This is a genomic window from Mycetocola sp. 2940 (genome assembly GCF_040548835.1).
Classification (GTDB): domain Bacteria; phylum Actinomycetota; class Actinomycetes; order Actinomycetales; family Microbacteriaceae; genus Mycetocola_A.
In genome coordinates this window covers 1-26,722 of the sequence record NZ_JBEPSK010000024.1, presented here as the reverse complement: position 1 = coordinate 26,722, position 26,722 = coordinate 1, and the positions used below count along the sequence as shown (strand labels likewise).

Sequence of the window (26,722 nt, the reverse complement as noted above, 5' to 3'; positions counted from 1 at the left end):
AACCCTCGACTGGAAAACCCCGAAAGAAGCCCTCAACGAGCTACTCTCGAACCCAACACAACCGACCGGTGTTGCGCTGACCGGTTGAATCCGCCTCCGAGACCGTCCTTGCGTCAGGGCTTTTTCCTTATGCCGCGGCGATCAACATCTCAGGCGGGCGACGGCATGATGTGCCGAGGGTGTGGTCGGGCGCCCATGGGCGCCGGTGCATCTTGCCGCCGCCCGCCGTCCGTGCGATCTCCTGCGAATCGTGCGGGCCGTCGGCGCGGCAGAAGGAGATGGCCGCCAGATAAGGAAGAAAAGGCCGACCGCGTCCTTACCCGGCGCTTTTGGCCTTATGCCGCGCCGATCAACATCTCAGGCGGGCGACGGCACGATGTGCCGAGGGTGTGGTCGGGCGCCCACGGGCGCCGGCGCATCATGCCGCCGCCGTCCCCTGGGAACGAAGTCGGACCCCGAGACTAAACGAGCCCGTACAGCCGGTCGCCGGCGTCGCCCAGGCCGGGCACGATGTAGCCGTGCTCGTTGAGGCGCTCGTCCATGGCACCGAGGACGATCGTGACATCGCGTCCCTCGGTCGCCTTCTCGAGGGCGGCAATGCCCTCGGGCGCCGCGAGCAGGCAGATCGCCGTCACGTCGACGGCTCCGCGCGCGAACAGGAACTCGATGGCCGCTCCGAGCGACCCGCCGGTGGCGAGCATGGGGTCGAGGACGAAGCACTGGCGATCGGAGAGGTCATCGGGCAGGCGTTCCGCGTACGTCGCCGGCTCGAGCGTCTCCTCGTTGCGCACCATGCCGAGAAACCCGACCTCTGCGGTCGGCAGAAGCTTGACCATGCCCTCGAGCATGCCGAGTCCGGCGCGGAGGATCGGCACGACCAGGGGCCGCGGCTGGCTGATCGCGACGCCCATCGTGGTGGTGACCGGCGTCTCGATCTGGACCGGCTCGGTCCGCACATTGCGAGTCGCCTCGTAGGCCAGCAGCGTGACGAGCTCTTCGGTGAGGGCACGGAACACCGGCGAGGGTGTCGTCCGATCCCGCAGCACGGTCAGTTTGTGGGTGATCAGGGGATGGTCAGCTACGTGCACTCGCATGGGTCAAACCTACCGCCTGCCGGTTGGCCCCCGAACGGCGAATATCTCCTGCACGCGCGCCGCCCGCGATGGGTACTGTTTTCTGAACCGGACGAATCGAGGATTTCCGTGGCTGATCCGAACGCACGCACAGACGCTCCCGCCCTCCACGCCGTGCTCGCGGAACTCTCCACCGAGCAGGCGAACGAGAAATACGCCGACCTCGACCTCCTGCCGACACGTGACCTCGTTGCCGCCATGAACGACGAAGACGCCGGCGTCGCACCGGCCGTCGCCCGCGCCGGCGACGCGATCGCACAGGCAGTCGACGGCATTTCGGAACGGATGCTCCGCGGCGGTCGCCTTCTCTACGTCGGCGCGGGCACACCGGGTCGCCTCGGCGTGCTCGACGCGAGTGAAGCGCCTCCGACGTTCGGCATCGAACCCGGTCGCATCCTCGGTGTGATCGCCGGCGGACCGACGGCGCTCGTCACCGCCGTCGAAGGAGCAGAGGACGACGAGCAAGCCGGCCTCGGCGACATCGCCGCCCGCGACGTCGGGCAGCTGGACACCGTCGTGGGCATCTCCGCCTCCGGGCGAACCCCGTACGTCCTCGCGGCGGTCGCCGAAGCCCGGCGCCGGGGCGCCTTGACTGTCGGAATCGCCTGCAACGCGGCATCCGACCTCGGTGCGGCCGCCGACGTAGCCATCGATGTCGTCGTGGGCCCCGAACTGCTGACCGGGTCGACGAGGCTCAAAGCCGGCACCGCGCAGAAGATGGTGCTCAACATGCTCAGCACCCTCACGATGGTGCGGCTCGGCAAGACCTGGGGCAACGTCATGGTCGACCTCAAGGCCAGCAACGAGAAACTCGTGGCCCGCTCGGAGCGCACCGTCATGCTCGCCACCGGGGCGGATGCCGCCACAGCGGCGACCACCCTGGCGGCGGTCGGCGGCTCGGTGAAGGCGGCGATCCTCGTGCAGCTCGGCGGCATCCGCCCGGCAGCAGCGGAGACGCTGCTTGCTCAGCACGGCGGTTTCCTGCGCCCGGCGCTGGAGGAGGCCCGGAGCAACGACAGCGCATAGGCTTTCGAGCAGAACAGGAGGCCCGGATGCCGCTGCCCGTCGACCCCGCCGACCGCACCTGGATGCTCCGCGCCCTCGACGAAGCCCGGGCCGCGCTCGCGACCGCTGACGTGCCCGTTGGCGCCGTCATCGTCGGCGCCGACGGGCGTCTCGTGGCGACAGGCCTCAACGCGCGCGAAGCCCGGCAGGACCCGACCGCCCATGCGGAGGTGGAGGCGATCCGGGCCGCCGCCGCGGCATCCGGCGACTGGCACCTCACCGACGTGACCCTCTACGTCACCCTCGAGCCCTGTGTCATGTGTGCGGGCGCGATTCTCGCCGCCAGGATCCCGCGGGTCGTCTTCGGCGCGTGGGATGAGAAAGCGGGCGCGGCCGGCAGCATCTACGACGTGCTGCGCGATCGCCGACTGAACCACCGGGTCGAGGTGGTCGCCGGCGTCGAAGCGGATGCCTGTTCGGCGCTGCTCACGGACTTCTTCCGTTCCGCCGACCGCCTGGCCTGAGGTTCAGCGGACGATCACCGTCGGCGCGGAGAGCCGGGCGAGGACGCCGTGGCTGACCGAGCCGAGGAGGAAACGGGCGACCGCGCCCCGGCCGTGGCTGCCGACCACGACGAGGGATGCGTCCTCGGCCACCTCGGAGAGCACCGTGACCGGGTCGCCCTCGGTCACGATCCGCCGCACCCGGACGTTCGGGTGCGCCCCCATCACACCCTCGAGCGAACGATTGAGGGTCTCGTTGCCGATCTCGGTGAGATCCTCGACGTACTCGACCGGGAACGCCAGGTCGTAGCCATAGACGACGGGATTCGGCCACGCATTCACGGCGATGAGAATCTGCCCGAGCCGGTCGGCCTCCTCGACCGCGAAGGCGAGGGCATGCTCCGAGGTCGGTGACCCGTCGACCCCGACGACGACGCCATCGCGGCCGGCGAAGTCGATCGTCGGGACCACCGCGACAGGGGTCATGCTCGCCGCGGCGATCCGGAATCCGCGGTTACCGTGCCGGCGTGAGGAGTCGTTGCCGGTCGAGTCGCTGCCGACGACGACCATGTCGGCATCCTGAGAGAGGGCGATCAGGTCGGCCTGGGGATCCCCGACCCGCGTCTCGGTCGTCACATCGAGCCCCGGTGACACCGTCCTGGCCAGGTCCGTCGCCGCTGCGAGCATCTGGTCGACGTCGGCGCGGGCCGCATCCAGCAGCCCGGGGCTGCCGGCCCGGCGCATCCCTTCGTCCAGGATGTGAACCAGGTGGAGACCGAGGCCGTGCGATTCAGCCCGTTCGGCGGCCCAGCGCACCGCCGTCCTGCTGGTGTCGAAGTTTCGAACTCCGACAAGCATCCGTCTGGCCATTTGCTTCCCGCTCTCTCTTCGGTTGTCAGGTCGCTTTCTTCACAGCCTTGGCCGCCCGTTTGGTCTCCCGCACGCGCGACAGCGAGTCGGCGTCGACGATGTCGGCGACCGACCGGAAGCTGCCGTCGTCGCCGTACGAACCGGCCGCTTCCCGCCAGCCGGGTCCGGTGAAGCCGTACTGTTTGCCGAGCAGCGCCACGAAGATCCGCGCCTTCTGTTCCCCGAACCCGGGAAGGGCGGTGAGTCGCCGGTACACCTCGCGTCCGTCCGGTTCTCCCCGGGTCCAGAGGGCGGATGCGTCGCCGTCCCAGTCGTCGACGAGGCTGCGGCACAGCGCCTGGATGCGCGCGGCCATGCTGCCCGGATAGCGGTGGACGGCGGGAGGAGTGCGGCACACCTCGACGAACGCCTCAGGGTCCTGGCCGGCGATCGTTGCCGCGTCGAACGAGCCCAGCCGATCGCGGATCTTCGCCGGGCCGGCGAACGCCGTCTCCATCGGGACCTGCTGGTCGAGGAGCATGCCGATGAGCAGGGCGAGCGGGTCTGCCGACAGCAACTGGTCGGCGTCCGGGTCCCCCGTGATACTCAACTGCGGCGTCATGTCTCATGCCTACCATGCTGCCGGGAGAAGCACGAGCCTTTGGGTGCGGCGTCAGTCCTCGCTCTTCAACACGATCGTCTCGGTGGCGGGACCGTCCGGGGCCGCGCGACGGTAGACATCCGGTTCGAGGTAGATGATGCGCGCCGTCGGCACCGCCGTCCGGATGCGTTTCTCGATGGTGTCGATGTGGGTCGAGACGACGTGCAGCGGCAGGTCGGTCGCGAAGCCGAGCTTGGCGGCCACGAGAAGCTCGTCCGGGCCGAGGTAGAGGGTCTTCATGTGGATCAGCTTCTCGATCTCGTCGCCGCCCTCGATCGCGGCGGTGATCGCAGCGGCGTCGGCGTCGGTGGCGCCTTCACCGACGAGCAGGCTCTTGGTTTCGATGCCGAGCAGGATCGCCACGACGATGAGCAAGGCACCGATGAACAGGGTGCCGATGGCATCCCAGATTCCGTCGCCCGTGATCACGCTGAGAGATACCCCGATGAACGCGAAAGTGAGGCCCAGCAGGGCGGCGACGTCTTCGAGCAGCACGACCGGAAGCTCGGGGGCTTTCGCGTGGCGCACGAACTGCACCCAGGTCTGCTTGCCCCGAACCAGGTTCGACTCGACGATCGCTGTGCGCAGCGAGAACGATTCGAGCACGATGGCGATGGTGAGCACGAGGAGCGGAAGCCAGGGCACGTCGATCGGGTGCGGGTGTTGCAGCTTCTCGATTCCCTCGTAGATCGAGAAGACACCACCGACCGAGAACAGGATGATCGAGACGACGAAGGCGTAGACGTAGCGTTCCCGGCCGTAACCGAACGGATGCTCCTTGTCGGCCGCGCGTTTCGCTTTGCGCCCTCCGAGCAGGAGGAGCAGCTGGTTACCGGCGTCGGCGAGGGAGTGAACGCTCTCGGCCAGCATCGACGAGGATCCGGAGAAGACGAAGGCGATGAACTTCGTCACCGCGATGCCCGTGTTGGCGAGGAATGCCGCGATGATTGCCTTGCTGCCGCCGGATGCGCTCACTGTCGGTCTCCTTCGTGTCTGGGAGGAAGTTTAGTGAGTGCCGGAGCCGATCTGAGCGGTGTAGACAAATGGGCGAAGCGGATGCGATGGGGCGACGTCGAGGAGTGCCTGGACGCCGTCGAGGGGGCGCCCGAGCGGTTGCTCCAGGGTGGTCCCGGGCGCGTGGGCGGCCAGTGCGACCGTCAGTGCGTCGCGGACGGGACGGGCATGGATCGCCAGTGCGCCCACCGCCCCGACCCGGGCGGGGGTGCCGGGCTGCCAGCCGACCCGCAGCAGGGCGCTTGCCGCGGAGTGCGCGAGTTCGTTCGCGGCCGCCGTGACGATGCCGCGGGCGGTCTCGTCGCCGGCTGACGCGGCATCCACGACATCCCGGCAGAAGGAGGCGATCAGCGAAACGCGATTCGGGCTGGCCTGCACGACCATGTACACCTCGTCGAGGGGCCCGAAGCGATCGACGGCGGTGGCTTCCAGACTCGTGTGCGGTGCCCGGCCGTCGAAGGCGCGGAGCGCGGCGTCCAGACCGGCCCGGCCGATCCAGTAGCCGCTGCCGGCGTCACCGAGCAGGGACCCCCAGCCGTCGACCTTGGCCACACTCGTCTCGGACAGCGCGAGGACGACGACGCCGGTGCCGACGGCGAGCATGACGCCAGGCTCGGTGCCGTTGGCGGCCAGGTAGCCGGTGATGGAGTCATGCGCCAGGGCTACGCGCTGCACGCCGATCCCGCGGGTGGCCGCGAGCAGGGCTTCGGGGTTCGCGGCGGCGGGGGTCAGGCCCGAGGTGCCGACGGCGAGCTCGTCGATGCGCGAGCCGGTGGTCGTGGCGAGGGCCACCGCGAGCTCGGTGAGCTGGTCGACGACGGGGCGGTCGGTGAGCACGCCGGGTCCCTCGGTCTCGCTGAGGATGCCGCCGGAGTCGCTGAGTCGCAGCCGGGTCCCGGTCTGGCCGCCGTCGATGGACAGGCGGGTGGAGGAGGGGGTCATGGGGCGTCCAGGGTTCAGGCGAGCGTTGCGGGGCTATTCGGCGTCAGCGGTTTGTTCTTCATCCTAGGGTCGCGGTCGCGGGAGCTGAGTATGCGCAAAAGCACCGCTCGCCGCGCCTGGCGACCATTCATGAGCACTGAACCCTGTCGTCCGTGCGATGCAACGGTTCTTGTGGATAACTCTGCGAAGAAAGGGCGATCGGTACCAAAGTGTCGGGCATGACTCGTCGACACAGCGATCTACCGAAGGGCCTCGGGACGGAGTTCTCCGTCGCCGACGCTGCAGAGAAGGAAGTCGGCCGGGGTCGCCTGCGTGGTGCAGACCTCGAACGCCCGTTCCACGGAGTGAGGCGGGTCGTGCAAACCGACGATCCAGCGCTGGACCCATTCGAACGACGCAGGCAGCGAACGCTCTCGCTCGCCCGTGCCTATGCCGAACGGATGCGCCCCACCGAATTCTTCAGCCACGAAACCGCCGCCCTGCTCTGGGGAGCGCCGCTGCCATTGGCTGGCGATGGTCCCCTTCACGTCGCTGTCCATGGCACCGCGGCTGTGCCGAGAGCGCGCGGCGTTGTGGGGCACCGCACGAGGGCGGGCGTTGCAACCCTGTCCTCCGTTGGAGGGCTCCGCGTCGCGTCGCCGGCATCAACCTGGGCGATGCTGGGGAACCTCGAGTTGTTCGACCTCGTCGCGGTCGGCGACTACTTCGTGCGGGTGTGGCGGCCTGAGGGATACTTTCGGGTCAACCCGGGGATGCCGCCGCTCACCACACCGGACCGGCTTCGCGCGGCGGTCGAGGCGGGTCGGCGCACGGGCGTGGCGCGATTACGGCTCGCGCTCGGGCTCATTCGGGAGGACTCGTGGTCGAGGGCGGAGTCGATCACCCGGTGCCACCTCGTCACCGCTGGCTTGCCACAACCCGTGCTGAATCGCGACTACTTCGACGAGTTCGGAGAGCATCTCGGATGCGTCGACCTGAGCTACCCCGAGTACAAGGTCGCCATCGAGTACCAGGGCCAGCATCACGGAGCCCGACATGCCCGGGATGTCGAACGGGTGGAGCGGCTCCGAGCCGCCGGGTGGATCGTGATCCAGGTCACGGCGCCCCTTCTCGAAAACCCCGCTGAGCTCGCGCGTCGAGTCTGTGCCGCTCTCGCAAGTCGTGGCTGGCGACGTTGAGGGCCACGGATTCCGTCGGGCCGCTTCCGGTCGCGCAAATGCACCTGTGCAGCCGAGTTCGGAGCCTTTTGCGCGACTGGAGCGTTGGGGCGCGGGCTCGGCGGGGTCGGTTCGTGGTTCCGGTCGCGCAAATGCACCTGTGCAGCCGAGTTCGGAGCCATTTGCGCGACTGGAGCGTTGGGGCGCAGGGTTGGCGGGGTGGGTTCGTGGTTCCGGTCGCGCAAATGCACCTAGGGGAAAACATCTGGGGGTCTGATTTCGGAGCCCTTTGCGCACATCGAATGTCGCCGCAGGATGCTCACCGGCTCCGCGTGCGCGGCCGGCCGCCGAATACACTGGCGGGGTGAGCGACGACAGAACGATCCCCAGCATTGCGATTCTCGGTACCGGTTCGATGGGGTCGGCGATCCTGTCCGGCCTGCTGCAGCCGGGAGTGACGGTGACCGGCGGCATCCGCGTCACCAATCGCACGCGCGCAAAGGCCGCCGACCTGGCGAGCCTGCCCGGCGTGACATCCCTCGCCCTCGAGGACCAGCCCGACGCCAACCGGGTCGCCGTCACCGGAGCGCGCATCGTGCTCGTGGCGGTCAAGCCGGCGATGGTTCCCGACCTGCTGCGTGAGATCGCGGACGCACTCGACCCGCGCACGATCGTGGTCAGCGTCGCCGCCGGGGTGACCGTGGCCACCTTCGAGTCGCTGCTGCCCTCCACCGTCTCGGTGCTGCGCTCGATGCCCAACACCCCCTCGGTGGTCGGACGCGGGGTCACCGGGCTGTCGGCCGGCACCCGCTCGAGCGACGAGGACCTCGCGCTGGCCCGTGCCGTCTTCGAGACCGTCGGCGCCGTCGTCGAGGTGCCCGAGAGCCAGATCGACGCGCTCGGTACTATCTCCGGCTCCGGCCCCGCCTATGTGTTCCTGCTGATCGAGGAGCTGACGAAGACGGCCGTATCGAAGGGGTTCACCCCCGAGCAGGCCGCGGTGCTCGTTCACGGCACGTTCCGGGGCGCCTCCGAACTCCTCGCGGCCTCCGACAAGACACCGGAACAGCTCCGCATCCAGGTCACGAGCCCCAAGGGCACGACCGAGCGGGCCGTTGCCGTGCTGCAGAAAGCGAACCTCAAGGCTGTTTTCGATGAGGCGACGGATGCTGCGCTCGCGCGGTCGAAGGAACTCGCGGCCGGCGCCTGACCCCCGAGTCGCAAGGGTTGGAGGGGTGCGTCGACCACTTGACCTTGCGGCCGGCGCACGCCTGCATAGTCGGCAGTTCGCGCGAGGTCAGCTCGTGAGGGCGGCGAACTTCTCGATGTCACCCGTCGTGCCTGAGACGATGATCAGGTCGTGGTCGGTGACGACGGTCTCGGCGGTGGCGTACGTGAACGGCTTCCCCGGTGACTTCACGCCGACGACGGTGATGCGGTACTTCGAACGGACGCCGCTCTGACCCAGCGGGAGCCCACGAATCGGTTTCGGCGGGTACATCTTCACCAGGGCGAAGTCGTCGTCGAACTGGATGAAGTCGAGCATCCGGCCGCTGACCAGGTGGGCGACGCGCTCTCCGGCCTCGGCCTCCGGGTAGATGACGTGGTTGGCGCCGACCCGGGCGAGGATCTTGCCGTGCGACTGCGACACGGCTTTGGCCCAGATCTGCGGAATCTTGAGGTCGACGAGGTTCGCGGTGATGAGCACGCTGGCTTCGATCGACGAACCGACGGCGACGACGGCGATGGAGAAGTCCTGCGCCCCCACTTGCTTGAGCGCCTCGATGTTGCGGGCGTCCGCCTGCACCGTGTGGGTGATCCGCTCCGACCACTTCTGAACGAGCTCGGCACCTTCGTCGATGGCGAGGACCTCACGATCGAGCCGGTCGAGTTCACCCGCGCACGCTGCTCCGAATCGACCAAGCCCGATGATCAGGACGGGGGCGTCGTGCTTGATCCGATCAACCAACGATGGGCCTTTCTTCGGGTCTGCGGTAGAGCTTCGAGCTCGTTGTCGCCGCGACGGCGGCAGCGAGAGTCACTGTACCAACACGGCCGAGGAACATTGTCATGGCCAGCACGTACTTCGCCGGGTTATCGAGGTCGGCGGTCAGGCCGGTCGACAAACCGACGGTGCCGAACGCGGAGATCACATCGAAGAGCACGTGGTCGAGCGGGGCCTTCGTCAGTTGCAGGAGCGTGATGCACGACAGGGCGACGATGGTGGCGCCCCACAGCACGACGCTGAGCGCGACCCGCAGCACGTCGGGCGGCACGCGGCGTCCGAACGCCTCCATGTCCGGGCTGCCCTTTGCCTCTGCCATGGCAGCGAGGAAGATCACAGCGAGGGTCGTCACCTTGATGCCGCCGCCCGTCGACGCCGAACCGCCGCCGATGAACATGAGCATGTCGGCGACGAGCAGGCTCGAGCCGTTGAGGTCGGCGATGTCGATCGTCGCGAACCCGCCCGACCTCGTCATCATCGACAGGAAGAGCGACTGGAACACCGTGTCGCTGGCGTTCAGGGTGCCGAAGGTCTCCGGATTGTCGAACTCGAGCAGGGCGAACACCCCGGCGCCGAGGAACAGCAGGACGAGCGTGGTGAGCACGGTGAGCTTGACGTGCAGCGACCAGAACCGCGTGTGGAAAAGGTGGCGCTTGAGTGCGTAGATCACCGGGAAGCCGAGGGCGCCGAGGAAGACGCCGACCATGAGGATGGAGAGGAACCAGTAGTCGTTGCTGAACGTGCCGAGTCCCTCGGCGTTCGGGGTGAATCCGGTGTTCGTGAACGCCATGGCTGAGTAATAGAAGCTGTGCCAGATGGCGTCGCCCAGCGGGATGCCGTCGATGAGCATCCGGGGAAACAGCAGGATCGCGATGGCCAATTCGATGACGACGAGGCTGACGGCAACGGTGGCCAGCATGGTGCCGATCTCGCCGAGCCGGACGGCCTGGCCCTCGGCGACGGGGCCGCGGTGCCCTCGCATCGGGTTGGAGTCGCTGGCCGCCATGAGCTTCGCCCGGAGGCCGAGCCGACGCGAGATCACCATGCCGAGGATCGACGCGAGCGTGAGCACGCCGACAGCACCGATCTGAACGCCGATGTAGACGAGCACGTGGCCCACGACCGACCAGTGGGTCGCCATGTCGACGGTGGAAAGGCCCGTGACACAGATGACGGAAACCGCTGTGAAGAAGGAATCGGCCAGGGGAGTCCACGTTCCCGATGCCGACGAGATGGGCAGGGAGAACAGCAGCGTGAAGAGGAGGATCAGCGCCGAGAAGATGAGGATGGCGAACCGCGAGGGGGATTCGCCGGTGAAGTTGTCGACGACCTCACGAATCCTTGCGAAACCCGATCGGACAAGGATGTGGGGCCGTGCGTCGGTGATGCTGCCTGCCACGGTTCCCCCGTTCTTGGGCTGAGTTGGGACCGTTGTCATGGTACTCCGTGCTGAGAGTCACTAGCCTTGAGCCATGGCTGACATTTTTGACGTGATTGCAGATGCCACTCGGCGTGACATCCTGCAGATCCTCCTCGACCGTTACGAGAGCGATTCAGCCAAGTCGCACGGTGGAACAAGCGTCTCCGAAATCGTCACCGCACTCGGTCTCAGCCAGCCGACGGTGTCGAAGCACCTCAAGGTCCTGCGCGAGGCGGGCCTCGTCGTCGTCCGTGAAGAAGGACAGCACCGTTACTACCGGCTTGAGTACAGCCCCCTCGAAACCGTCGAGGACTGGCTCATCCCGTTCCTCAGCGTGGATTTCGACATTGCCGAGGCCGTCGGGCTGGGCGACCACGCGCTCACCGACCAGGCGAAGCAGATGGCGGATGCCATCGGGCACGCGGTCGCGGACACCACCCATCGGGTTTCGTCGGCCGTCCAGGCCGTGAGCAAGAAGCTCGGCAAGTAGTCCGATCCCTCGACACCGTCGACATGGGGGAGCTAAAGTGGGCGAAGATTCACCAGCCACACGCCCCTCAGGAGTTCCCATGGTCAACGGAATGGAAGATGTTCGTTTCCTGACCGTTGCCGAGGTTGCTGACATGATGCGAGTGTCGAAGATGACCGTCTACCGCATGGTGCACGCGGGCGACCTGCCGGCCATCCGCTTCGGGCGGTCGTTCCGGGTTCCCGAGTCCGCCGTTGCGCAGGTCATCTCGACTCACGTCGCAGACAGTGCCTGACGTCGGCGTGGGAGCTTGCGCTCTTCGGATCAGCTAGACTGTTCCGAGGCATTTTTTTCTGCCGGCCGTGGCATTCGCGGTCACGGCCAACCTTTGTGAGGTAATTAGTGGGTTCTGTAATCAAGAAGCGCCGCAAGCGTATGGCGAAGAAGAAGCACCGCAAGCTTCTTCGTAAGACTCGTCACCAGCGTCGCAACAAGAAGTAAGTAGCAACGCACCAGTTAAGCGTCAGGCCTTTTCGGACTGGCGCTTTTTGGCGCGCCCGGGCTTCAGCGGCTCGTGTCGCTGCGGGTCAGTGAAATGGCCGTCGGCTCACGCACGACGAGCCTCGGTCGATACAATCGATGGCGCGGCTCGGTGGATTGCTCGCTCCACCCGACGATCTCGCGGCCCTCAGGCCCGAGCAGCAGGTCGAGCGCCCCGGCAGCCACCTCGGTGAGCGGCTGCTCCACGCTCGACAGCCCGATGGCGTCGGCGACCGGGGTGTTGTCGTACCCGACGACCGGAACGCCGGCGCGGGTGGCCAACATGGCGCCGAGGGCGAGGGTGTCGCTGGCGCAGACGACAGCATCGATCTGGATGCCGGCATCCAGCAGGTCGCGCAGCGCGCTGCTTCCTTCTGTCACGCCATCTTCAGCCTCGAGGTTGAGCCGGTCGATGGTGTTGGCGGCCAGGCCGCTGCGCTCGGTCATGGCGTCGCGCCAGCCGCGGCGGCGATCGTCGCCGGTTCCTGAGTGGCTCGGCCAGCCCAGATAGGACACATGCGTGGCGCCGCTCTCGAGCAGGTGATTCGTTGCGTCGTGAACGCCGCTCCAGCCATCGACGTCGACCCAGAGGTGCAGGGGGTCGTTGAGGTCGTCGATGCCCCACGGCCGGCCGAAGGTAACGAAGGGCACGTCGTTTTCGATCAGCCATTCGGTGCGGGGATCCTCGTAAAAGGTGGATGTGAGCACGAACCCGTCGACGTCGGCGCCGTCGCGCAACCGGGAGATCTGGCGGATCTCATCTTCCGGGTCGGTGGCCGTGAAGAGCATGACCCGTAGCCCGCGGGCATCCGCCTGTTCGGTCAGCGCGTGAAGAAACCGATCGAGCACCGAGCCCGAGATACCGTTGCTCATCGGATCGAGCCGGATGCCCAGGGTGGAGCTTTTTCGGGTGCGGAGCCTGCGGGCGGACGCGTGAGGGCGGTAGTTGAGGGAGGCGATCGCCGCCTCCACTTTCTCCCGTGTAGCCGGTTTGACGAGCTCGGGGGAGTTGAGCACGTTCGACACGGTCTGCCGCGATACCCCGGCCGCGTGGCCCACGTCAGTCACCGTCGGCAATCGAGCCATGGCACCTCCGTTTGAACGATCAACAAGTCAGGCTACCGCAGGCAGATGCCATCCATCATGTCAAGCACATTGACATGATCCGTCGCCCCCCTCTAGATTGCAGGGCATCAGTTTGATCGATCAAATTGCACAGCAGCGTTGCAGGGTTTGAACGATCAAATAGCTACCTAGGAGAATCCAATGCAAAGACGCACCTCCCGCTGGCTCTCGGTCGGCGCACTCGCCGCCGCCGGCACACTCGTCCTCACCGGCTGTGGCTCAGGTTTCAGCGAAACCCCGGAACCCGGAGCGGGTGGCGGCGAACTCACCTCATCGGACGACGGTCTCACGGTCCTCATCGGATCCAGCGGCGACGCCGAGACGAAGTCCGTCAAAGACGCGGTCGCCGCCTGGTCGGATTCGTCCGGAATCGACGCCGAGGTCAAAGCCGCCGCGGACAAGGACCAGGAACTCTCGCAGGGGTTCTCGTCAGGCAAACCGGCCGACGTGTTCTACCTGTCGACGGAGGCTCTTCCCGGCTACGCCTCGAACGGCTCCCTCCTCGCCTACGGCGACATGCTCGAGAACAAGGACGACTTCTACCCGGCACTGGTCTCCTCGTTCACGTACGAGGGCGACTTCTACTGCGCGCCGAAAGACTTCTCGAGCCTGGCCCTGCAGATCAACACGGACATGTGGGCGGAAGCCGGCCTCACCGATGACGACATCCCCACCACCTGGCAAGAGCTCGAGACCGTGAGCAAGGCTCTGACCACGCCCGAGCACGTTGGCCTGGCGATCGGCGCCGAGTATCAGCGCATCGGAGCGTTCATGGCGCAGGCCGGGGGAAACCTCATGAACGAGGAGAGCACAGAGGCGACAGCGAACAGCCCGGAGAATGTCGAAGCGCTCACCTTTGTCAAGAAGATGCTGAATGACGGAACGCTCTCCTATGTCAAGGACCTCGGTGCCGGCTGGGGCGGAGAAGCACTCGGCAAGGGACTGACCGCGATGACCATCGAAGGAAACTGGATCACCGGCGCGATGACGAACGACTTCCCCGATATCAAGTACATCGTCGCCGAACTCCCCGAGGGCCCGGCAGGCAAGGGCACCATGCAGTTCTCCAACTGCTGGGGAATCGCGACGGACAGCCCCAATCAGCAGGCTGCGCTCGAGCTGGTGCAGGAGCTGACCACGGCGGAAAGCCAGCTGGCCTTCTCCGAGGCGTTCGGGCCGTTGCCGTCCCTCCAGTCGGCTGCCGAGGACTGGAAGGCTGCGCATGAGCCGCTCGTTCCGTTCCTCAACGGAGCCGAGTATGCGCAGGGCGTGCCGACCATCCAGGGCACCCTCGACATCATGACGGACCTCAACTCTCAGCTCGAAGGGCTGAAGACCGGGGACCCGCAGGAGATCCTGGACACAGCCCAGGAAAACATCGAAGCGCTGCTGAAGTAGCGACTCATGTCAACGACCGCGAGTGGTTCTCCCCGCGCCGGAAGCCGGCGTTCCGGCATCCGGCGAGGGGAGGCCGCATCGGGGTGGCTGTTCACAGCCCCGATGCTCATCCTCCTTGGCCTCTTCCTCGTCATCCCCGTGCTCATGGCGCTGTGGGTCAGCGTCTCCGACTGGACGGGGAGAGGCAGCCCGTTCTCCAGCAATGTCAGCTTCATTGGGGCCGACAACTATGAAGCACTGCTGACCGGCGGCGGGCTCGCCCAACGCGACTTCGGCACGTCGCTGAAGAACAACGCCTGGTATGTCGTCTTCGTCGTTCCGCTGCAGACGGCTCTGTCGCTGTTTCTCGCGGTGCTGCTCAACCGGCAGATCCTCAAGGGCCGCGGCTTCTTCCGCACGGCGTTCTACTTTCCGTCCATCACGAGCACGGTGGCGATCACCGTGCTCTGGCTGTTCCTCTTCAACGCCTCCGGTGTCGTCAACAAGGTCCTCTCCTTCGTCGGGATCACCGGGCCGAACTGGTTCAACGACGCGCGTGGCATCCTTCATTTCGGAGCGACGACCGGCCCCGCGTTCCTCACTGAGAACACCACCCTCGGCGTGACCTGGTGGGATTGGCTGGGCGGGCCGAGTGTGGCCATGTCGGCGTACATCCTCATGGCGATCTTCACAACCAGTGGCACGTTCATGCTCCTCTTCATCGCCGCCCTGCAGAACCTTGGCGAGGATGTCACCGAGGCGGCCATGATGGACGGCGCCACCGGCTGGCAGCGCTTCTGGCAGGTCACCCTGCCCCAGCTGCGCCCGACACTGTTCACCGTCCTGACCCTCGGACTGATCGGATGCTGGCAGGTGTTCGAGCAAATCTACGCCGGAACGAAGGGGGCGCCATCGAAGACCACCCTGACCCCGGCGTATCTCGCCTACCAGACCGCCTTCAACAACCAGCAATGGGGGCAGGGCGCGGCGATCGCGTTCATCCTCTTCGCCATCATCGTCTTCTTCACCCTCGTCCAGCGCTGGGTTCTCGCGGATCGCGGTGTCTCAAAAAGACGAGCCCGCCTCTACGCGCTGCCTCCCGCGTCATCCGACGGCAAGCCGGCACCGGCAGCCGTTCTCACGAAACCGGGGAGGAACCGATGACCGTCACCGCACCCCGGGCGCCTGTTGTTGCGCCCGCCCGCCCACCGATGAAGCGGCGTGGGCGCCCGTCGACGAAGATTCTCGCCGGAGCGTTGTTCGCCTATGCGCTGCTGATCGTGATCGCGATCATCTACATCTTCCCGTTCCTCGTGCAGGTGGCGACCTCGTTCAAAACTGATGCCGAGGCCGCGTCCAACCCCCTGGGCCTGATCCCGGAGACGTGGACGACGGCGGCCTACGAGCGTTTGTTCCTCAATTCGGACTTTCCGCTCTGGTCCATGAACTCCGTCATCGTGACCGTCGCGGTCACGATGGGACGCGTGTTCTTCTGCTCGTTGGCCGGCTACGCCCTCGCTCGCCTCCACTTCCGGGGACGAGCGCTGGTGTTCGCCGGACTGATCGCAGTGATGAGCGTTCCCAGCGTCGTGCTGCTGATTCCGCGGTTTCTCGTGATCAATCAGATCGGCATCTACGACAGTTACGCCGGCATGATCGTGCCACTGCTCGTCGACGCCGCCGGTGTGTTCATCATGAAGAACTTCTTCGAATCGATACCGGTGAGCGTCGAAGAGCAGGCCCGCATCGACGGTGCGGGCACGTTCCGGGTGTTCTGGTCGGTGGTGCTGCCGATGGCGCGACCGGCGCTCATCACGATCGTCATCCTGTCGTTCCAGGGCTCGTGGAACGAGCTCACCCACTTCATCGTGGCCAGCCAGGCGACCGACCTGGTGACACTCACCAAGGGGTTGGCATCGCTCTCGTCCGGGCAGTTGAGCCAGGGTACGCAGTACCCGATCAAACTCGCGGCGGCGGCGCTCACGATCATCCCCGTTGCCATCGTCTTCTTCATCTTCCAGAAACGGATCATGAACGCGAGTGCAGGCGCCGTGAAGGAGTAGGCGGGGCGCGGCCCGCACACCGACCGACTTTCTTCTGAGGAGTACCATCGCCATGCCCATCCCGCTGCAACCCCTGCTGCACAATGAAACCGTCCTGCTCAGGGCGCCGATACAGGCCTGGTCCTCACCCGACGGCCGTATCGGGAGGCGACCCATCCACGGCATCTACCTCGCCGATGTGCGGCTCGTCTCCGCCCTCACCGTGACGTTCGGCGACGCGCGGGGCGAGCACATCGCGACAGTCCCGCGGGGAGCGTCCAGGGCCGAGTTCATCGCTCTGCTGCGTCACCTCGACGACACCGAAGCCGACCCGCGGGTGCGGATGCGCCAGGACCGGAGAGTGTCGATCGCCGGAGCCTCCGAGACCTACGTGCTCGAGTCGACGCTGACAACCGCGGTGACGACGACCGTGGAGGTCTCTCTCGCCAGTGATCTCGCGACGATGGAGGCGGTGAAGTCCGGTCGGGCATCCGCGCCCGTGTCGATCGGGGTCGACGGGAACTCGGCGGCCTGGGGGGCTGGCTCGGTCTCGGTTACTCTGAACGCGCCGGATTCCACGGTCGACGTGATCGGAGATTCGCTTTCCCTGCACTGGGAGGTGACGATCCCCGCAAAGGGCAGCGTCTCGGTCGGGTGGTCCCTCGATGCCGTCGACACGGCATCCGTCGTCGCCGGCGTCTCGACGCCCGCTCCCTGGAGCGTGCCCGAGGTCCGGGCAGCCGACGACCGGCTCACCCGCTGGGTGGCCCAGGCTCTCGATGATCTCGACGCGCTGCGGCTGACCACGGTGAAGGACCCGTCGACGGAGTTCCTCGCTGCCGGGTCCCCCTGGTTCTTCACCCTTTTCGGCCGCGACTCTCTCTGGGCTGCCCGTTTTCTGTTGCCGCTCGGCACGGGCATCGCCGCGGACACCCTCCGCGTGCTCGCCGGACTTCAGGGAACGCAGTCGGTCGCGGCGACGGCCGAGCAGCCCGGCAAGATCATGCACGAGTTGCGGCGCGAAGCGCTTCACCTCGGCGACGGGGTGACGCTCCCGCCTCTCTACTACGGCACCGTGGATGCAACGCCGCTCTGGGTGTGCCTGCTCCACGATGCGTGGCGCTGGGGGATGCCCGACGATGAAGTGCGCGACCTGCTCCCGCACGTCGATCGAGCGCTCGACTGGATGCGGGACTTCGGCGATGCCGACGGAGACGGACTCCTCGAATATGTCGATGAGACCGGGCACGGGCTCGCGAACCAGGGCTGGAAGGACTCGGGCGACTCGGTTCAGTGGCGCGACGGCAGGCTTGCCGAGGGGCCGATCGCGCTCTGCGAAGTTCAGGCGTACGCCTACGAGGCCGCGATGCACGGGGCGGATCTGCTCGAGCACTTCGGTGTCGGCGACCCAGCGGCACGGCGGGCCTGGGCGGCGGCGCTCAGAACCCGGTTCCACGAACGATTCTGGGTCTCAGACGACCACGGTTCATACCCGGCGATCGCGCTCGACGCCCACAAGCAGCCGGTCGACACGGTGACCAGCAACATCGGACACCTTCTCGGCACCGGACTGCTCGATGCCGATCAGGCGGAAGAGGTGGCAGCGCGGCTGGTATCACCCGAGCTCAATTCCGGCTTCGGCCTGCGAACGATGTCCACGGCTTCGGTCGGGTACTGGCCGCTGAGCTACCACGGCGGCAGTGTCTGGACCCATGACACCGCCATCGCCATCGGCGGCCTGGTCCGCGAGGGCCATCATCGTGAGGCGGGGGAGCTGATGCGGGGCCTGCTCGCTGCGGCATCCGCCTTCGGGTACCGGATGCCCGAACTGCACTCCGGCGACCCGGCGGGCGCTTTTTCCCGTCCCGTCCCGTATCCGGCTGCCTGTCGGCCGCAGGCCTGGTCGGCTGCGGCGGCGGTCGCTGTGCTCGGTGCGGCTCTGGGGGCCGAGCCGGCGGGCGGGTCCCTGTCGACGCACCCCGGCGCGATGGACGGCCCCGTTGCAGTGAGTGGCCTGGTTTTCGGCGGCGGCCCCGTGGCAATCGATGAGGCCGGTGTGGTTTCTGCGGGGTAGCCGCGACGCTCGACAGGGGATGCTGACCGTCTGGCACGGTCAGCAGGAGAAACGGGTCGTAAGGGCGGGACGGTTCCTGTTCACCGTCCGTAGCTACTTGGGCAGCGGCGGCGCCGGCTGCTGCGGCGGCGGCGCTGTCCCGACGACCGAGCTGGGAAGGGTGTGGTCCTCCTCGGGCTGGCCGAGCGGTGGCAGGCTGACGACCGCCTCGATGCCGACCACGGCGCCTTCGCGCCCCAGCGCGTAGACCTGCAGCACGGTGATCGCGGTGGGCTGCCTTCCCCAGCGCTCGATGGCCGGACCGAACACGTCGTCGAGGGTCACGTCCTTGGAGTAGTACACGGTGAGTTTGGCGACGGCCGAGGTGTCGACCCCGACATCCGCCAGGATCGCCTTCAGCTGCTCGACCGCCTGCGCTGCCTGCGGGCCCGCACCTCCGGGAACGATTTCGCCCGAGGCATCCACCCCGTTCTGCTCCCCGATGAACAGCAGGCGGCCCCCGTCGACAAGCGTGGCCTGCGAAAAGTAGGGGTTCTGATGCATGGTCGACGGGTTCACGTGTGTCAGGGTCATGATGCCTCCAGCGCCATCGGTCTCGTCCGAGAATTGTAAGCATTAAGCTGAAGGATATGAGCGAATCGAACGACACCACAGGGCAGACCAAGGATGCCGGCTGGGAACTCGGCGTTCGCAAGACAGTCGCCGCCCCGGTCGCTGAGGTCTGGGGCTACCTCCTCGGCGCGGGGCTGCCGATGTGGCTCGGTGAGATCGACGAGCTCCCCACCAAGAAGGGCGTGCGTTACCGCACCTCCGACGGCGTGCGCGGCACCATCCGCGGCTACGAGGCGAAGAAGCACGTTCGGCTCACCTGGCAGCCCGAAGACTGGCCGCACGACACCACGCTGCAGCTCACCGTCAGCAAGGCAGCGACCGGCACGACGATCGGCATCCACCACGAGAACCTCGCCGACCGCGAAGAACGCCGCATGATGCTCGGCCACTGGCACCGCGTCGTCGACTCGCTCGTCGCGCACTTCGAGTAGCGAAATCAGGCGGTCACGGTGGCAACGGCATCCCTCACTCTCATCGGCAAACCGGGCTGTCACCTCTGTGACGACGCGCGCACGGTCGTCACGCGGGTGATGGCCGACCTCGAATCGAGAACGGATGCTCCGACCCTCACCCTCGACGAAAAGTCCATCCTCGACGACGAGGCGCTGAACGCGAAGTACGCCGAAGAGATCCCCGTCCTGCTCATCAACGGGCGGGTCCACAACTACTGGCGGATCGACCCGGTACGCCTGACCACCGCACTCCTGGAGTTCACATGATCCGCCACATCGTCTGCTGGAAACTCACCGCTTCGGATGCTGCGACGAAGGCGGAGCACGCCGCCGAGATCACGCGGCTGTTCGGTGAGCTGCCGGCGCTGATCCCCGAGATCCGTACGCTCCAGGTCGGCGAGAACGTGCTGTTCCCCGAAGTGAACTGGGACGTCGTGCTCATCGCCGACTTCGACGACGCCGACGCGCTCGAGCGCTACTCGGTGCACCCGGACCACCAGCGGGTCGGGAAGTACGTCGGGCAGGTCCGCGAGGACCGGGTCGCCGTCGACTTCGCGTTCTGATCGGGTGCCGACGAAGTCACCCGCTCCGGACGAAGTCACCCGGTACGCCGGGTGACCTGGGCCGGAACGGATGACTTCGCACCCGAAGCGTCGCCCTACGGCAGCAGGCGCGTCGGGCCGCGGAACAGGTACGTGACTTCGCGGATCGACGTCTCGTGCAGCATGAGCATCAGCACCCGGGCCAGGCCCATGCCGAAGCCGCCGTGCGGGGGAACGCCGTAACGGAAGAAGTCGAGGTAGAACTCGAGTTCCTCAGGGTCGAGACCCTTCTCCCTGGCCTGCTCGATGAGCACGTCGATGCGGTGCTCGCGCTGCGCGCCGGTGGAGATCTCGACGCCGTTGAAGATGAGGTCGTAGCTCTTCGTGATCGACCCGTCGCCGTCGTGGCGCATGTGGTAGAACGGGCGGATGCTCGACGCATAGTCGGTGAGGAACACGAATTCGTGGCCGAACGTCTCAGCGACATACGCGGAGATCTGGCGTTCGCCTTCGGGGTCCATGTCGTCGTCGGCGCGGGGGATCTCATAGCCGCGCTCGGCGACGATGCGCTTCGCCTCGGCCAGCGGGATGCGCGGGAACGGCGTGGACGGAACCGTGACCTCGAGGTCGAACAGCGCCTTGATCTCGGCGCCGTGCTTCTCCTGGACGGCGGTGAACGCCGCAACGAGGAGGTTCTCGTGCAGCTGCATGACGTCTTCGTGCGAGTCGATCCAGCTCACCTCCGAGTCGATCGAGGTGAACTCGGTGGCGTGGCGCGACGTGAACGACGGGTCGGCGCGGAACGCGGGCCCGACTTCAAACACCTTGCCGAAGCCGGCCGGCTGGGCCATCTGCTTGAAGAACTGGGGGCTCTGCGCCAGGTACGCCTTGGTGTCGAAGTACTCGATCTCGAACAGCTCCGCGCGGGACTCGCTGGCGGAGGCCATGAGCTTGGGGGTGTGCAGTTCGATGAAGTCGTTGTCGATCCAGTAGGTGCGGAGCGCGTGCTCGAACGTGGTCTGGATGCGGAAGATGAGGTTCTGCTTCGGGTTGCGCAGGTCGAGGAAACGCCAGTCCATACGCTTATCCAGGCTGGAGTCGGCGGCGATCGGCGTCTCGGGGATCGCCTCTGCGGCGACGTCGAGCGACTCGAGCTTGATCTCCAGGCCACCGAGCTTGACCCGCTCGTCCTTCTTCAACGCGCCAGTGACGGTGATGAACGACCCGTGGGTCAGCGCCGAGATCGACTCGGTGAGGGCCAGCTTCGACGCGGATGCCGCGTCGTCGTCATTCAATTCGCGAACGGCCGGATTGACCAGCTGCGCCGCACCGGACTCGTCGCGGAGGACGATGAACTGCACCTTCTTCTGGTCGCGGACGGTCTCAACCCATCCGGAGACGGAGACGGGACCCTCGGGGAGGTCGGCCAGGTTCTTGATCAATACGCGTGTGGTCACGAGGGTCAAGCTTACCTGCGCGTTCTTATCCGGCTGATTCCCGCGATCCCGGCCGGGGCTCTCGGTACTTTCCGAGTTCTACGATACGTAGACTGGGACGTGTGGTAGCCAGTCAGATCCATCTCGTCCGACACGGCGAGGTGCATAACCCCTTGCGCGTCCTCTATGGACGCCTCCCCGGCTACCGCCTTTCCGAGCTCGGCCAGAAGATGGCGGCCGCCGCGGCCGATGACCTCAAGAACCGAGGCCGCGAGGTCACGCGACTGGTGGCATCCCCGTTGCAGCGTGCTCAGGAATCGGCGGCTCCGTTCGCCGAACGCTTCCGCCTGCCGGTCGAGACCGACGAGCGGATCATCGAGCCGACCAACCATTTCGAGGGCACCGTCATGCGCCTCGCGCTCCGCAACCCCGGCAACTGGTTCGCGTTGCGGAACCCGCGGAAGCCGAGCTGGGGTGAGCCGTACGTGTCGATCGTCGCCCGCATGCTCGACGCCGTCCGTGACACGTGGGAGACGACGCCGTCCGGAGACGTCGTCCTCGTCAGCCACCAGCTGCCGATCTGGATGGTCCACTCCGCCCTCACCGGAACCCCGCTGCCCCACGACCCCCGTCAGCGCCGCTGCGGCCTGTCGAGCATCACCACCCTCGAACACCGCGACGGCGTCTTCGTCGAAGTGGGTTACTCCGATCCCGCCGGCGCGATCGCGGCGGACGCCACCGACGTGGGGGCGGTATGAGGCGACGGATGCGCGTGGTTGCGGTTCTCGCCGCCACGCTTCTTCTCGCGGGCTGCTCGAGCGACCCCCTCGCCGAGCAGTACACGGAGGGCAGCAACAAGGGATACATCGCCGGGGACGGATCCGTCACCGAGATTCCCGCGGCCGAACGCGGTGAGGCGATCAGCTTCTCGGGCACGACCGAGGGCGGCGAGGAGATCTCCTCCGCGGACTTCGCCGGCGACGTGCTCGTCGTCAACTTCTGGTACGCCGCCTGCGCCCCGTGCCGGGCAGAGGCCCCGGACCTGCAGGAGCTCAACGCCGAGTTCGAGGGCAACGGCGCGCAGTTCATCGGTGTCAACGTCTACGACCAGCCCGACACCGCGCTCTCGTTCAACGACAGTTACGGCATCACCTACCCGTCGATTATGGACGTGCAGGACGGCGCCGTGAAGCTGGCCTTCACCGGAACGGTGCCGCCGAAGGCGGTCCCCACGACGATCGTTCTCGACAAGGAGGGCCGGGTCTCCGCCCGGATCCTCGGCCAGCTGAAGGACGCATCCATTCTCGGCACCCTCATTCGCGACGCGATCGACGAGTAGACATGAACCCGGGTGAGATCGTCCTCAACGGCCAGCTGTTCGCCGCCGTCCCCATCGCGCTGCTCGCCGGGCTGGTCTCGTTCGCGTCCCCCTGCGTGCTGCCGCTGGTTCCCGGCTACCTCGGGTACGTCAGCGGCATGTCGAACGGCCCGCGCACCAAGCAGGCTCCTGCCCGCTCCCGCGTGATGCTCGGCACCGTCCTGTTCGTGCTCGGGTTCAGCCTCGTCTTCGTGCTGATCGGCGCCTTCGCCGGCACCGTCGGCGCGTTCGTCGTGCGGTGGGAGGATGTCATCACCCGCGTGCTCGGGGTCGTCGTCATCGTGATGGGACTCGTCTTCGTCGGCCAGTTCTCGTTCCTCCAGCGCACGGTCAAGTCGTCGTTCCGGCCCGCGACCGGACTCGCCGGAGCGCCGCTGCTCGGCGTCGTCTTCGCGATCGGCTGGGCGCCGTGCCTCGGCCCCACGCTCATCGCCATCCAGGCGCTCAGTCTCACCTCCGGGTCGGCCGGCCGGGGCGCTCTCCTCGGCCTCGTCTACTGCCTCGGCCTCGGCATCCCCTTCCTCCTCGTCGCTGCCGGGCTCGACTGGGTCACCGGATCTGTTGCATTCCTGAAACGGCATATTCGCGCCATCAACGTGGCCGGCGGCATCCTGCTCATCGTCATCGGGATCCTGATGGTGTCGGGTCTCTGGGGAATTCTCATGTCACGAGTCGGAGTGCTGATCGACGGCTATGTCACGACCATCTGATTACCTCGACGCCGGCGCGCGGCCACGGCCCGAGCTCCCGAGCGACGACATCGTCCAGCCCAAGCTCAGCTTCGTCGGCACGCTGCGCTATCTCTGGCGGCAGCTGACGAGCATGCGGACCGCGCTGCTGCTTCTGCTGCTGCTCGCCATCGCCGCCGTGCCTGGGTCGCTGGTGCCGCAACGCAGTTCCGACCCGAACGGCGTCATCCAGTACTTCACCGACAACCCCGACCTTGCCCCGGTGCTCGACAGCATCCAGATGTTCGACGTCTACGGTTCGGTCTGGTTCTCGAGCATCTACCTGCTCCTGTTCATCTCGCTGATCGGCTGCGTCGTGCCGCGCACGAAGCACCACTTCCAGGCCATGCGGTCGCGCCCGCCGCGCACCCCGGCCCGGCTGCAGCGCCTCGCCGTTCACACCGAGGTCACCCTCGAAGGCGGAACCGCCGGCGCTGCCATCGAATCGGCTCACGCGCTGCTCAAGAAGTCCGGCTACCGGACCGAGCTCTACCAGGGCAGGAACGGCGACCTGTCGGTCTCGGCCGAGCGCGGGTACCTCCGCGAGACCGGCAACCTCGTCTTCCACTCCGCCCTCGTCGGCATGCTACTGACCGTGGCCATCGGCGGGGGCCTCGGCTACGCCGGGCAGCGCGTCGTCGTCGAAGGTCAGACCTTCGTCAACACCCTGCTCGACTACAACTCCTTCAACCCGGGGCGCTTCTACAACCCCGACGACCTCGCCCCGTATTCACTGTCGCTCGACCGGTTCGACGTGACCTACGAGCAGAAGAACCTTGACGCCTACGGGCAGCCGATCGACTTCACCGCCCACGTCACCACCCGGCTGCCGAACGGCGACACCGAGGAACGCGCCGTCAAAGTGAACGACCCGCTCCGCTTCGAGGGCACCGACGTGTACCTGCTCGGCAACGGTTACGCGCCGAAGATCACCGTGCGCGACCCCGACGGCACCGTGGTCTGGACCGACTCGGTGCCGTTCCTGCCGCAGGACAGCAACCTCACCTCGCTCGGCGTGCTCAAGATTCCCGACGGCCTCGAGGAGCAGATCGGCATGATCGGGTTCCTTTACCCGACCGCCTTCGAACTCGAGACCGGCGCCTACGCCTCCACCTACCCCGACCTCGTTTTCCCCGTCCTGACGCTCAACGTCTATTCCGGTGACCTCGGCATCAACGACGGCGCACCGAAATCGGTGTACGAGCTCAACGTCGACGAGATGACCCAGCTGACCGGCGGGAACACCGGCGTCGACTCGATCGAGCTCATGCCGGGGCAGAGCCAGGAGTTGCCGGGCGGGCGCGGATCCATCACCTTCGAGAACGCGAATCCGGATGCCCCGGCGCCGGCCGACGAGGGCGTCACCACCGCCGACTTCAGCGGCTCGGTCGCGCGCTTCGCTTCGTTCGATGTGCACCGCGACCCGACCCAGGGCTGGGTGCTCACCTTCGCGATCCTCATCCTCGGCGGGCTGCTGACCTCCCTGTTCGTGCCGCGGCGACGCGTGTGGATCAAAGCGACCGACACCCCCGACGGCACCGTCCTGGTGGAGTACGCGGGGCTCGCCCGCGGTGAGGACCCCGGACTCGGCGAAGCCGTCGACGCCCTCGCGTACCGGCACGGCACAGCCCTCGGGCTTCAGCGATGAGCACGCGAGCCTCCATCGCGATTGCTCTCGCGATCGACCTGGCGGCGACGTTGTTGTTCGTGCTCGTCGGCCGCGGCAGCCACCAGGCCGACGCCGGCATCGTCGGTCTCCTCACCACGTGGTGGCCGTTCGCCGCTGCGCTCCTCCTGGGATGGCTCGTCACCGCCGCATGGAAGCGGCCGTTCGGCATCCTGTGGCCGGGCGCCGGGATCTGGCTGGTCACCCTCGTCGGCGGGATGCTGTTTCGCACGGCATCCGGACAGGGAACCGCCGTACCCTTTCTTCTCGTCGCGACGCTCACCCTGGCCGTGCTGCTGATCGGCTGGCGGGGAATCTTCGCCGCGGTCTCCCGCCGCAACCGGCCGGCATCCGCAGAACTGCCCCGCAAAACCGAGAGGTACCCTTAGATCGTGGATCTGAACGAACTTTCCGTGCTGTCGCTCTGGTCGGCCATGGTGATGTACATGCTCGCCTTCATCGCGTTCGCGCTCGACCTGGCTCGCCGCTCAGCCGATGTGACGGCGGCCGCTCACCAGGGTGACGCGGTCGAGGCCAGCCAGACGGCAGCCTCGTGGTCGTCCCTCGAAGGGACTCAGGTGGGCCGCTCGACCGGTCGCCCGGTGACCACGCTGACCCGCACCGACACCGACGGCCCGCAGGTGCAGGCCCGGCCCTCGCCGGTGCTCCGCGTCGCGCTCGCGCTCACCGTGCTCGGCTTCGTGCTCCACCTCACCGCCGTGGTCACCCGGGGCGTCGCAGCCGGCCGGGTCCCGTGGGCGAACATGTACGAGTTCGGCCTCACCGGCACGTTGCTGATCGTCGCGGTCTACCTCGTCGTGCTGCTGCGGGTCGACCTGCGGTTCCTCGGAACGTTCATCACCGGGCTGGTCCTGGTGCTGCTCGGCATCGCCGCCGTGGACTTCTACGTCGAGATCGTGCCGCTGCCGCCGGCGCTGCAGTCGGCCTGGCTCGTGATCCACGTCTTCGTCGCTTCGGCCGGGACCGCGTTCTTCGCCCTCGGCTTCGCGCTGTCGGTACTGCAGCTCGTCCAGCACCGTCGTGAGGCCGGCGGAGGAGACCTCCAGAAGCTGAAGCTCAAGTTCCTCGCGACGCTGCCGACGTCGGAGCGGCTGGAGAACCTCGCGTACCGCACCAACATCGTGGGCTTCATCCTCTGGACCTTCACCCTGATGGCCGGGGCGATCTGGGCCGAACGCGCCTGGGGCCGGTACTGGGGTTGGGACACCAAAGAGGTGTGGACCTTCATCATCTGGGTGATCTACGCGGGTTACATCCACGCGCGGGCGACGCGCGGCTGGCGCGGCTCGCGGTCGGCCTGGCTCGCGATCATCGGCTTCGTCGCCGTGATGTTCAACTTCTCGGTGGTGAACCTCTTCTTCAAGGGCCTGCACGCCTACTCCGGCCTGTAGGCCCGCGTTGATCGAGTAGCGACTGCCGCCCCCCGCTGATCGAGTAGCGACTGCCGCCCCCCGCTGATCGAGTAGAGACGAAGGAGCGTATCGAGCGGTGGGGGCGCTTTGCGCCGTTGTGGTGTGACGGAAACTCTCTTGTGGCTGGGTTCTGATGGGTTGGATGATGAGCCTGTCGCG

At 66.9% G+C, this 26,722-nt stretch carries 30 protein-coding genes; 20 read left to right on the top strand and 10 right to left on the bottom strand.

What is annotated here, in order from left to right:
• Positions 1-461: 461 nt before the first annotated feature.
• Positions 462-1,094, bottom strand: a complete 633-nt coding sequence (gene upp, locus ABIE24_RS17300) for a uracil phosphoribosyltransferase (protein ID WP_354502109.1) — start codon at positions 1,092-1,094, stop codon at positions 462-464.
• 108 nt (positions 1,095-1,202) lie between these two features.
• Between upp and murQ the strand changes: the two genes are divergently transcribed.
• Positions 1,203-2,159 carry an N-acetylmuramic acid 6-phosphate etherase gene (murQ, locus tag ABIE24_RS17295; protein WP_354502106.1) on the top strand — a complete coding sequence of 319 codons (957 nt, stop codon included), beginning with the start codon at positions 1,203-1,205 and terminating at the stop codon, positions 2,157-2,159.
• A 26-nt stretch (positions 2,160-2,185) separates the two neighbouring features.
• Positions 2,186-2,662, top strand: a complete 477-nt coding sequence (tadA, locus tag ABIE24_RS17290; protein WP_354502103.1) for a tRNA adenosine(34) deaminase TadA — start codon at positions 2,186-2,188, stop codon at positions 2,660-2,662.
• 3 nt (positions 2,663-2,665) lie between these two features.
• Here tadA and ABIE24_RS17285 read toward each other — a convergent pair whose 3' ends face one another.
• The 4 genes from ABIE24_RS17285 to ABIE24_RS17270 are packed head-to-tail and all read right to left on the bottom strand — an operon-like array spanning position 2,666 to position 6,107.
• Positions 2,666-3,511 carry a universal stress protein gene (locus ABIE24_RS17285; protein ID WP_354502101.1) on the bottom strand — a complete coding sequence of 282 codons (846 nt, stop codon included), beginning with the start codon at positions 3,509-3,511 and terminating at the stop codon, positions 2,666-2,668.
• 25 nt (positions 3,512-3,536) lie between these two features.
• On the bottom strand, positions 3,537-4,112 hold the full coding sequence (locus tag ABIE24_RS17280; RefSeq protein ID WP_354502098.1) for an HhH-GPD-type base excision DNA repair protein: 576 nt from the start codon (positions 4,110-4,112) through the stop codon (positions 3,537-3,539).
• A 51-nt stretch (positions 4,113-4,163) separates the two neighbouring features.
• Positions 4,164-5,126: a cation diffusion facilitator family transporter gene (locus tag ABIE24_RS17275; protein WP_354502095.1), complete on the bottom strand. Its 963-nt coding sequence runs from the start codon at positions 5,124-5,126 to the stop codon at positions 4,164-4,166.
• Positions 5,127-5,156: 30 nt separating this feature from the next.
• On the bottom strand, positions 5,157-6,107 hold the full coding sequence (locus tag ABIE24_RS17270; protein WP_354502092.1) for an N-acetylglucosamine kinase: 951 nt from the start codon (positions 6,105-6,107) through the stop codon (positions 5,157-5,159).
• A 218-nt stretch (positions 6,108-6,325) separates the two neighbouring features.
• Here ABIE24_RS17270 and ABIE24_RS17265 point away from each other — a divergent pair, with 218 nt between their 5' ends.
• Both ABIE24_RS17265 and proC read left to right on the top strand, forming a co-directional pair.
• On the top strand, positions 6,326-7,285 hold the full coding sequence (locus ABIE24_RS17265) for a putative endonuclease domain-containing protein (RefSeq protein ID WP_354502089.1): 960 nt from the start codon (positions 6,326-6,328) through the stop codon (positions 7,283-7,285).
• Between the two features lie 343 nt (positions 7,286-7,628).
• Positions 7,629-8,474, top strand: a complete 846-nt coding sequence (gene proC, locus ABIE24_RS17260; protein ID WP_354502086.1) for a pyrroline-5-carboxylate reductase — start codon at positions 7,629-7,631, stop codon at positions 8,472-8,474.
• Positions 8,475-8,561: 87 nt separating this feature from the next.
• Here proC and ABIE24_RS17255 read toward each other — a convergent pair whose 3' ends face one another.
• Both ABIE24_RS17255 and ABIE24_RS17250 read right to left on the bottom strand, forming a co-directional pair.
• Positions 8,562-9,233, bottom strand: a complete 672-nt coding sequence (locus ABIE24_RS17255; RefSeq protein WP_354502083.1) for a potassium channel family protein — start codon at positions 9,231-9,233, stop codon at positions 8,562-8,564.
• A complete protein-coding gene (locus ABIE24_RS17250; protein WP_354502080.1) occupies positions 9,226-10,707 on the bottom strand; it encodes a TrkH family potassium uptake protein in 1,482 nt (493 codons plus the stop codon). Before ABIE24_RS17250 ends, ABIE24_RS17255 begins: the two co-directional genes overlap by 8 nt.
• Positions 10,708-10,741: 34 nt before the next feature.
• Here ABIE24_RS17250 and ABIE24_RS17245 point away from each other — a divergent pair, with 34 nt between their 5' ends.
• From ABIE24_RS17245 to ABIE24_RS17235, 3 genes are all read left to right on the top strand, one after another.
• A complete protein-coding gene (locus ABIE24_RS17245) occupies positions 10,742-11,179 on the top strand; it encodes an ArsR/SmtB family transcription factor (RefSeq protein WP_354502077.1) in 438 nt (145 codons plus the stop codon).
• Between the two features lie 79 nt (positions 11,180-11,258).
• On the top strand, positions 11,259-11,453 hold the full coding sequence (locus ABIE24_RS17240; RefSeq protein ID WP_354502074.1) for a helix-turn-helix domain-containing protein: 195 nt from the start codon (positions 11,259-11,261) through the stop codon (positions 11,451-11,453).
• A 107-nt stretch (positions 11,454-11,560) separates the two neighbouring features.
• Positions 11,561-11,659 (top strand): 30S ribosomal protein bS22, encoded by a 99-nt coding sequence (locus ABIE24_RS17235; RefSeq protein WP_003792170.1) that lies wholly within the window; start codon positions 11,561-11,563, stop codon positions 11,657-11,659.
• Positions 11,660-11,722: 63 nt separating this feature from the next.
• Here the strand turns inward: ABIE24_RS17235 and ABIE24_RS17230 are convergent, their stop codons facing one another.
• A complete protein-coding gene (locus ABIE24_RS17230) occupies positions 11,723-12,784 on the bottom strand; it encodes a LacI family DNA-binding transcriptional regulator (protein ID WP_354502071.1) in 1,062 nt (353 codons plus the stop codon).
• A gap of 180 nt (positions 12,785-12,964) precedes the next feature.
• On the opposite strand from ABIE24_RS17230, the gene ABIE24_RS17225 reads away from it, so the two are divergent.
• The 4 genes from ABIE24_RS17225 to ABIE24_RS17210 are packed head-to-tail and all read left to right on the top strand — an operon-like array spanning position 12,965 to position 18,316.
• The gene (locus ABIE24_RS17225) at positions 12,965-14,221 is read left to right on the top strand and encodes a sugar ABC transporter substrate-binding protein (RefSeq protein ID WP_354502068.1); all 1,257 of its coding nucleotides are present in this window, start codon (positions 12,965-12,967) and stop codon (positions 14,219-14,221) included.
• Positions 14,222-14,227: 6 nt separating this feature from the next.
• On the top strand, positions 14,228-15,364 hold the full coding sequence (locus tag ABIE24_RS17220; protein WP_354502065.1) for a carbohydrate ABC transporter permease: 1,137 nt from the start codon (positions 14,228-14,230) through the stop codon (positions 15,362-15,364).
• Positions 15,361-16,263 (top strand): carbohydrate ABC transporter permease, encoded by a 903-nt coding sequence (locus ABIE24_RS17215; RefSeq protein ID WP_502916300.1) that lies wholly within the window; start codon positions 15,361-15,363, stop codon positions 16,261-16,263. Before ABIE24_RS17220 ends, ABIE24_RS17215 begins: the two co-directional genes overlap by 4 nt.
• A gap of 52 nt (positions 16,264-16,315) precedes the next feature.
• Positions 16,316-18,316, top strand: a complete 2,001-nt coding sequence (locus tag ABIE24_RS17210) for a glycogen debranching N-terminal domain-containing protein (protein ID WP_354502063.1) — start codon at positions 16,316-16,318, stop codon at positions 18,314-18,316.
• A 93-nt stretch (positions 18,317-18,409) separates the two neighbouring features.
• Here ABIE24_RS17210 and ABIE24_RS17205 read toward each other — a convergent pair whose 3' ends face one another.
• Positions 18,410-18,889 (bottom strand): RidA family protein, encoded by a 480-nt coding sequence (locus ABIE24_RS17205; protein ID WP_354502060.1) that lies wholly within the window; start codon positions 18,887-18,889, stop codon positions 18,410-18,412.
• A gap of 56 nt (positions 18,890-18,945) precedes the next feature.
• Here ABIE24_RS17205 and ABIE24_RS17200 point away from each other — a divergent pair, with 56 nt between their 5' ends.
• Genes ABIE24_RS17200 through ABIE24_RS17190 form a run of 3 tightly spaced genes read left to right on the top strand, consistent with a single transcriptional unit; the run spans position 18,946 to position 19,943 of the window.
• The gene (locus ABIE24_RS17200; protein ID WP_354502057.1) at positions 18,946-19,359 is read left to right on the top strand and encodes an SRPBCC domain-containing protein; all 414 of its coding nucleotides are present in this window, start codon (positions 18,946-18,948) and stop codon (positions 19,357-19,359) included.
• Between the two features lie 18 nt (positions 19,360-19,377).
• A complete protein-coding gene (locus tag ABIE24_RS17195; protein WP_354502054.1) occupies positions 19,378-19,647 on the top strand; it encodes a glutaredoxin family protein in 270 nt (89 codons plus the stop codon).
• Positions 19,644-19,943 carry a Dabb family protein gene (locus ABIE24_RS17190; RefSeq protein ID WP_354502052.1) on the top strand — a complete coding sequence of 100 codons (300 nt, stop codon included), beginning with the start codon at positions 19,644-19,646 and terminating at the stop codon, positions 19,941-19,943. Before ABIE24_RS17195 ends, ABIE24_RS17190 begins: the two co-directional genes overlap by 4 nt.
• Positions 19,944-20,038: 95 nt before the next feature.
• Here ABIE24_RS17190 and aspS read toward each other — a convergent pair whose 3' ends face one another.
• Positions 20,039-21,379 (bottom strand): aspartate--tRNA(Asn) ligase, encoded by a 1,341-nt coding sequence (aspS, locus tag ABIE24_RS17185; RefSeq protein ID WP_354502049.1) that lies wholly within the window; start codon positions 21,377-21,379, stop codon positions 20,039-20,041.
• 101 nt (positions 21,380-21,480) lie between these two features.
• Here aspS and ABIE24_RS17180 point away from each other — a divergent pair, with 101 nt between their 5' ends.
• From ABIE24_RS17180 to ccsB, 6 genes are read left to right on the top strand one after another with little or no spacing between them, the layout of a single operon-like run.
• A complete protein-coding gene (locus ABIE24_RS17180) occupies positions 21,481-22,116 on the top strand; it encodes a histidine phosphatase family protein (protein WP_354502047.1) in 636 nt (211 codons plus the stop codon).
• A gap of 8 nt (positions 22,117-22,124) precedes the next feature.
• The gene (locus ABIE24_RS17175; RefSeq protein WP_354502045.1) at positions 22,125-22,697 is read left to right on the top strand and encodes a TlpA family protein disulfide reductase; all 573 of its coding nucleotides are present in this window, start codon (positions 22,125-22,127) and stop codon (positions 22,695-22,697) included.
• A 2-nt stretch (positions 22,698-22,699) separates the two neighbouring features.
• Positions 22,700-23,446: a cytochrome c biogenesis CcdA family protein gene (locus ABIE24_RS17170; RefSeq protein ID WP_354502042.1), complete on the top strand. Its 747-nt coding sequence runs from the start codon at positions 22,700-22,702 to the stop codon at positions 23,444-23,446.
• Positions 23,430-25,112 (top strand): cytochrome c biogenesis protein ResB, encoded by a 1,683-nt coding sequence (gene resB / locus ABIE24_RS17165; RefSeq protein WP_354502040.1) that lies wholly within the window; start codon positions 23,430-23,432, stop codon positions 25,110-25,112. Before ABIE24_RS17170 ends, resB begins: the two co-directional genes overlap by 17 nt.
• Complete coding sequence (locus tag ABIE24_RS17160; RefSeq protein WP_354502037.1) at positions 25,109-25,519, top strand: DUF3054 domain-containing protein; 411 nt, start codon at positions 25,109-25,111, stop codon at positions 25,517-25,519. Before resB ends, ABIE24_RS17160 begins: the two co-directional genes overlap by 4 nt.
• Positions 25,520-26,542 carry a c-type cytochrome biogenesis protein CcsB gene (gene ccsB, locus ABIE24_RS17155; RefSeq protein WP_502916301.1) on the top strand — a complete coding sequence of 341 codons (1,023 nt, stop codon included), beginning with the start codon at positions 25,520-25,522 and terminating at the stop codon, positions 26,540-26,542.
• Positions 26,543-26,722 lie beyond the last annotated feature (180 nt).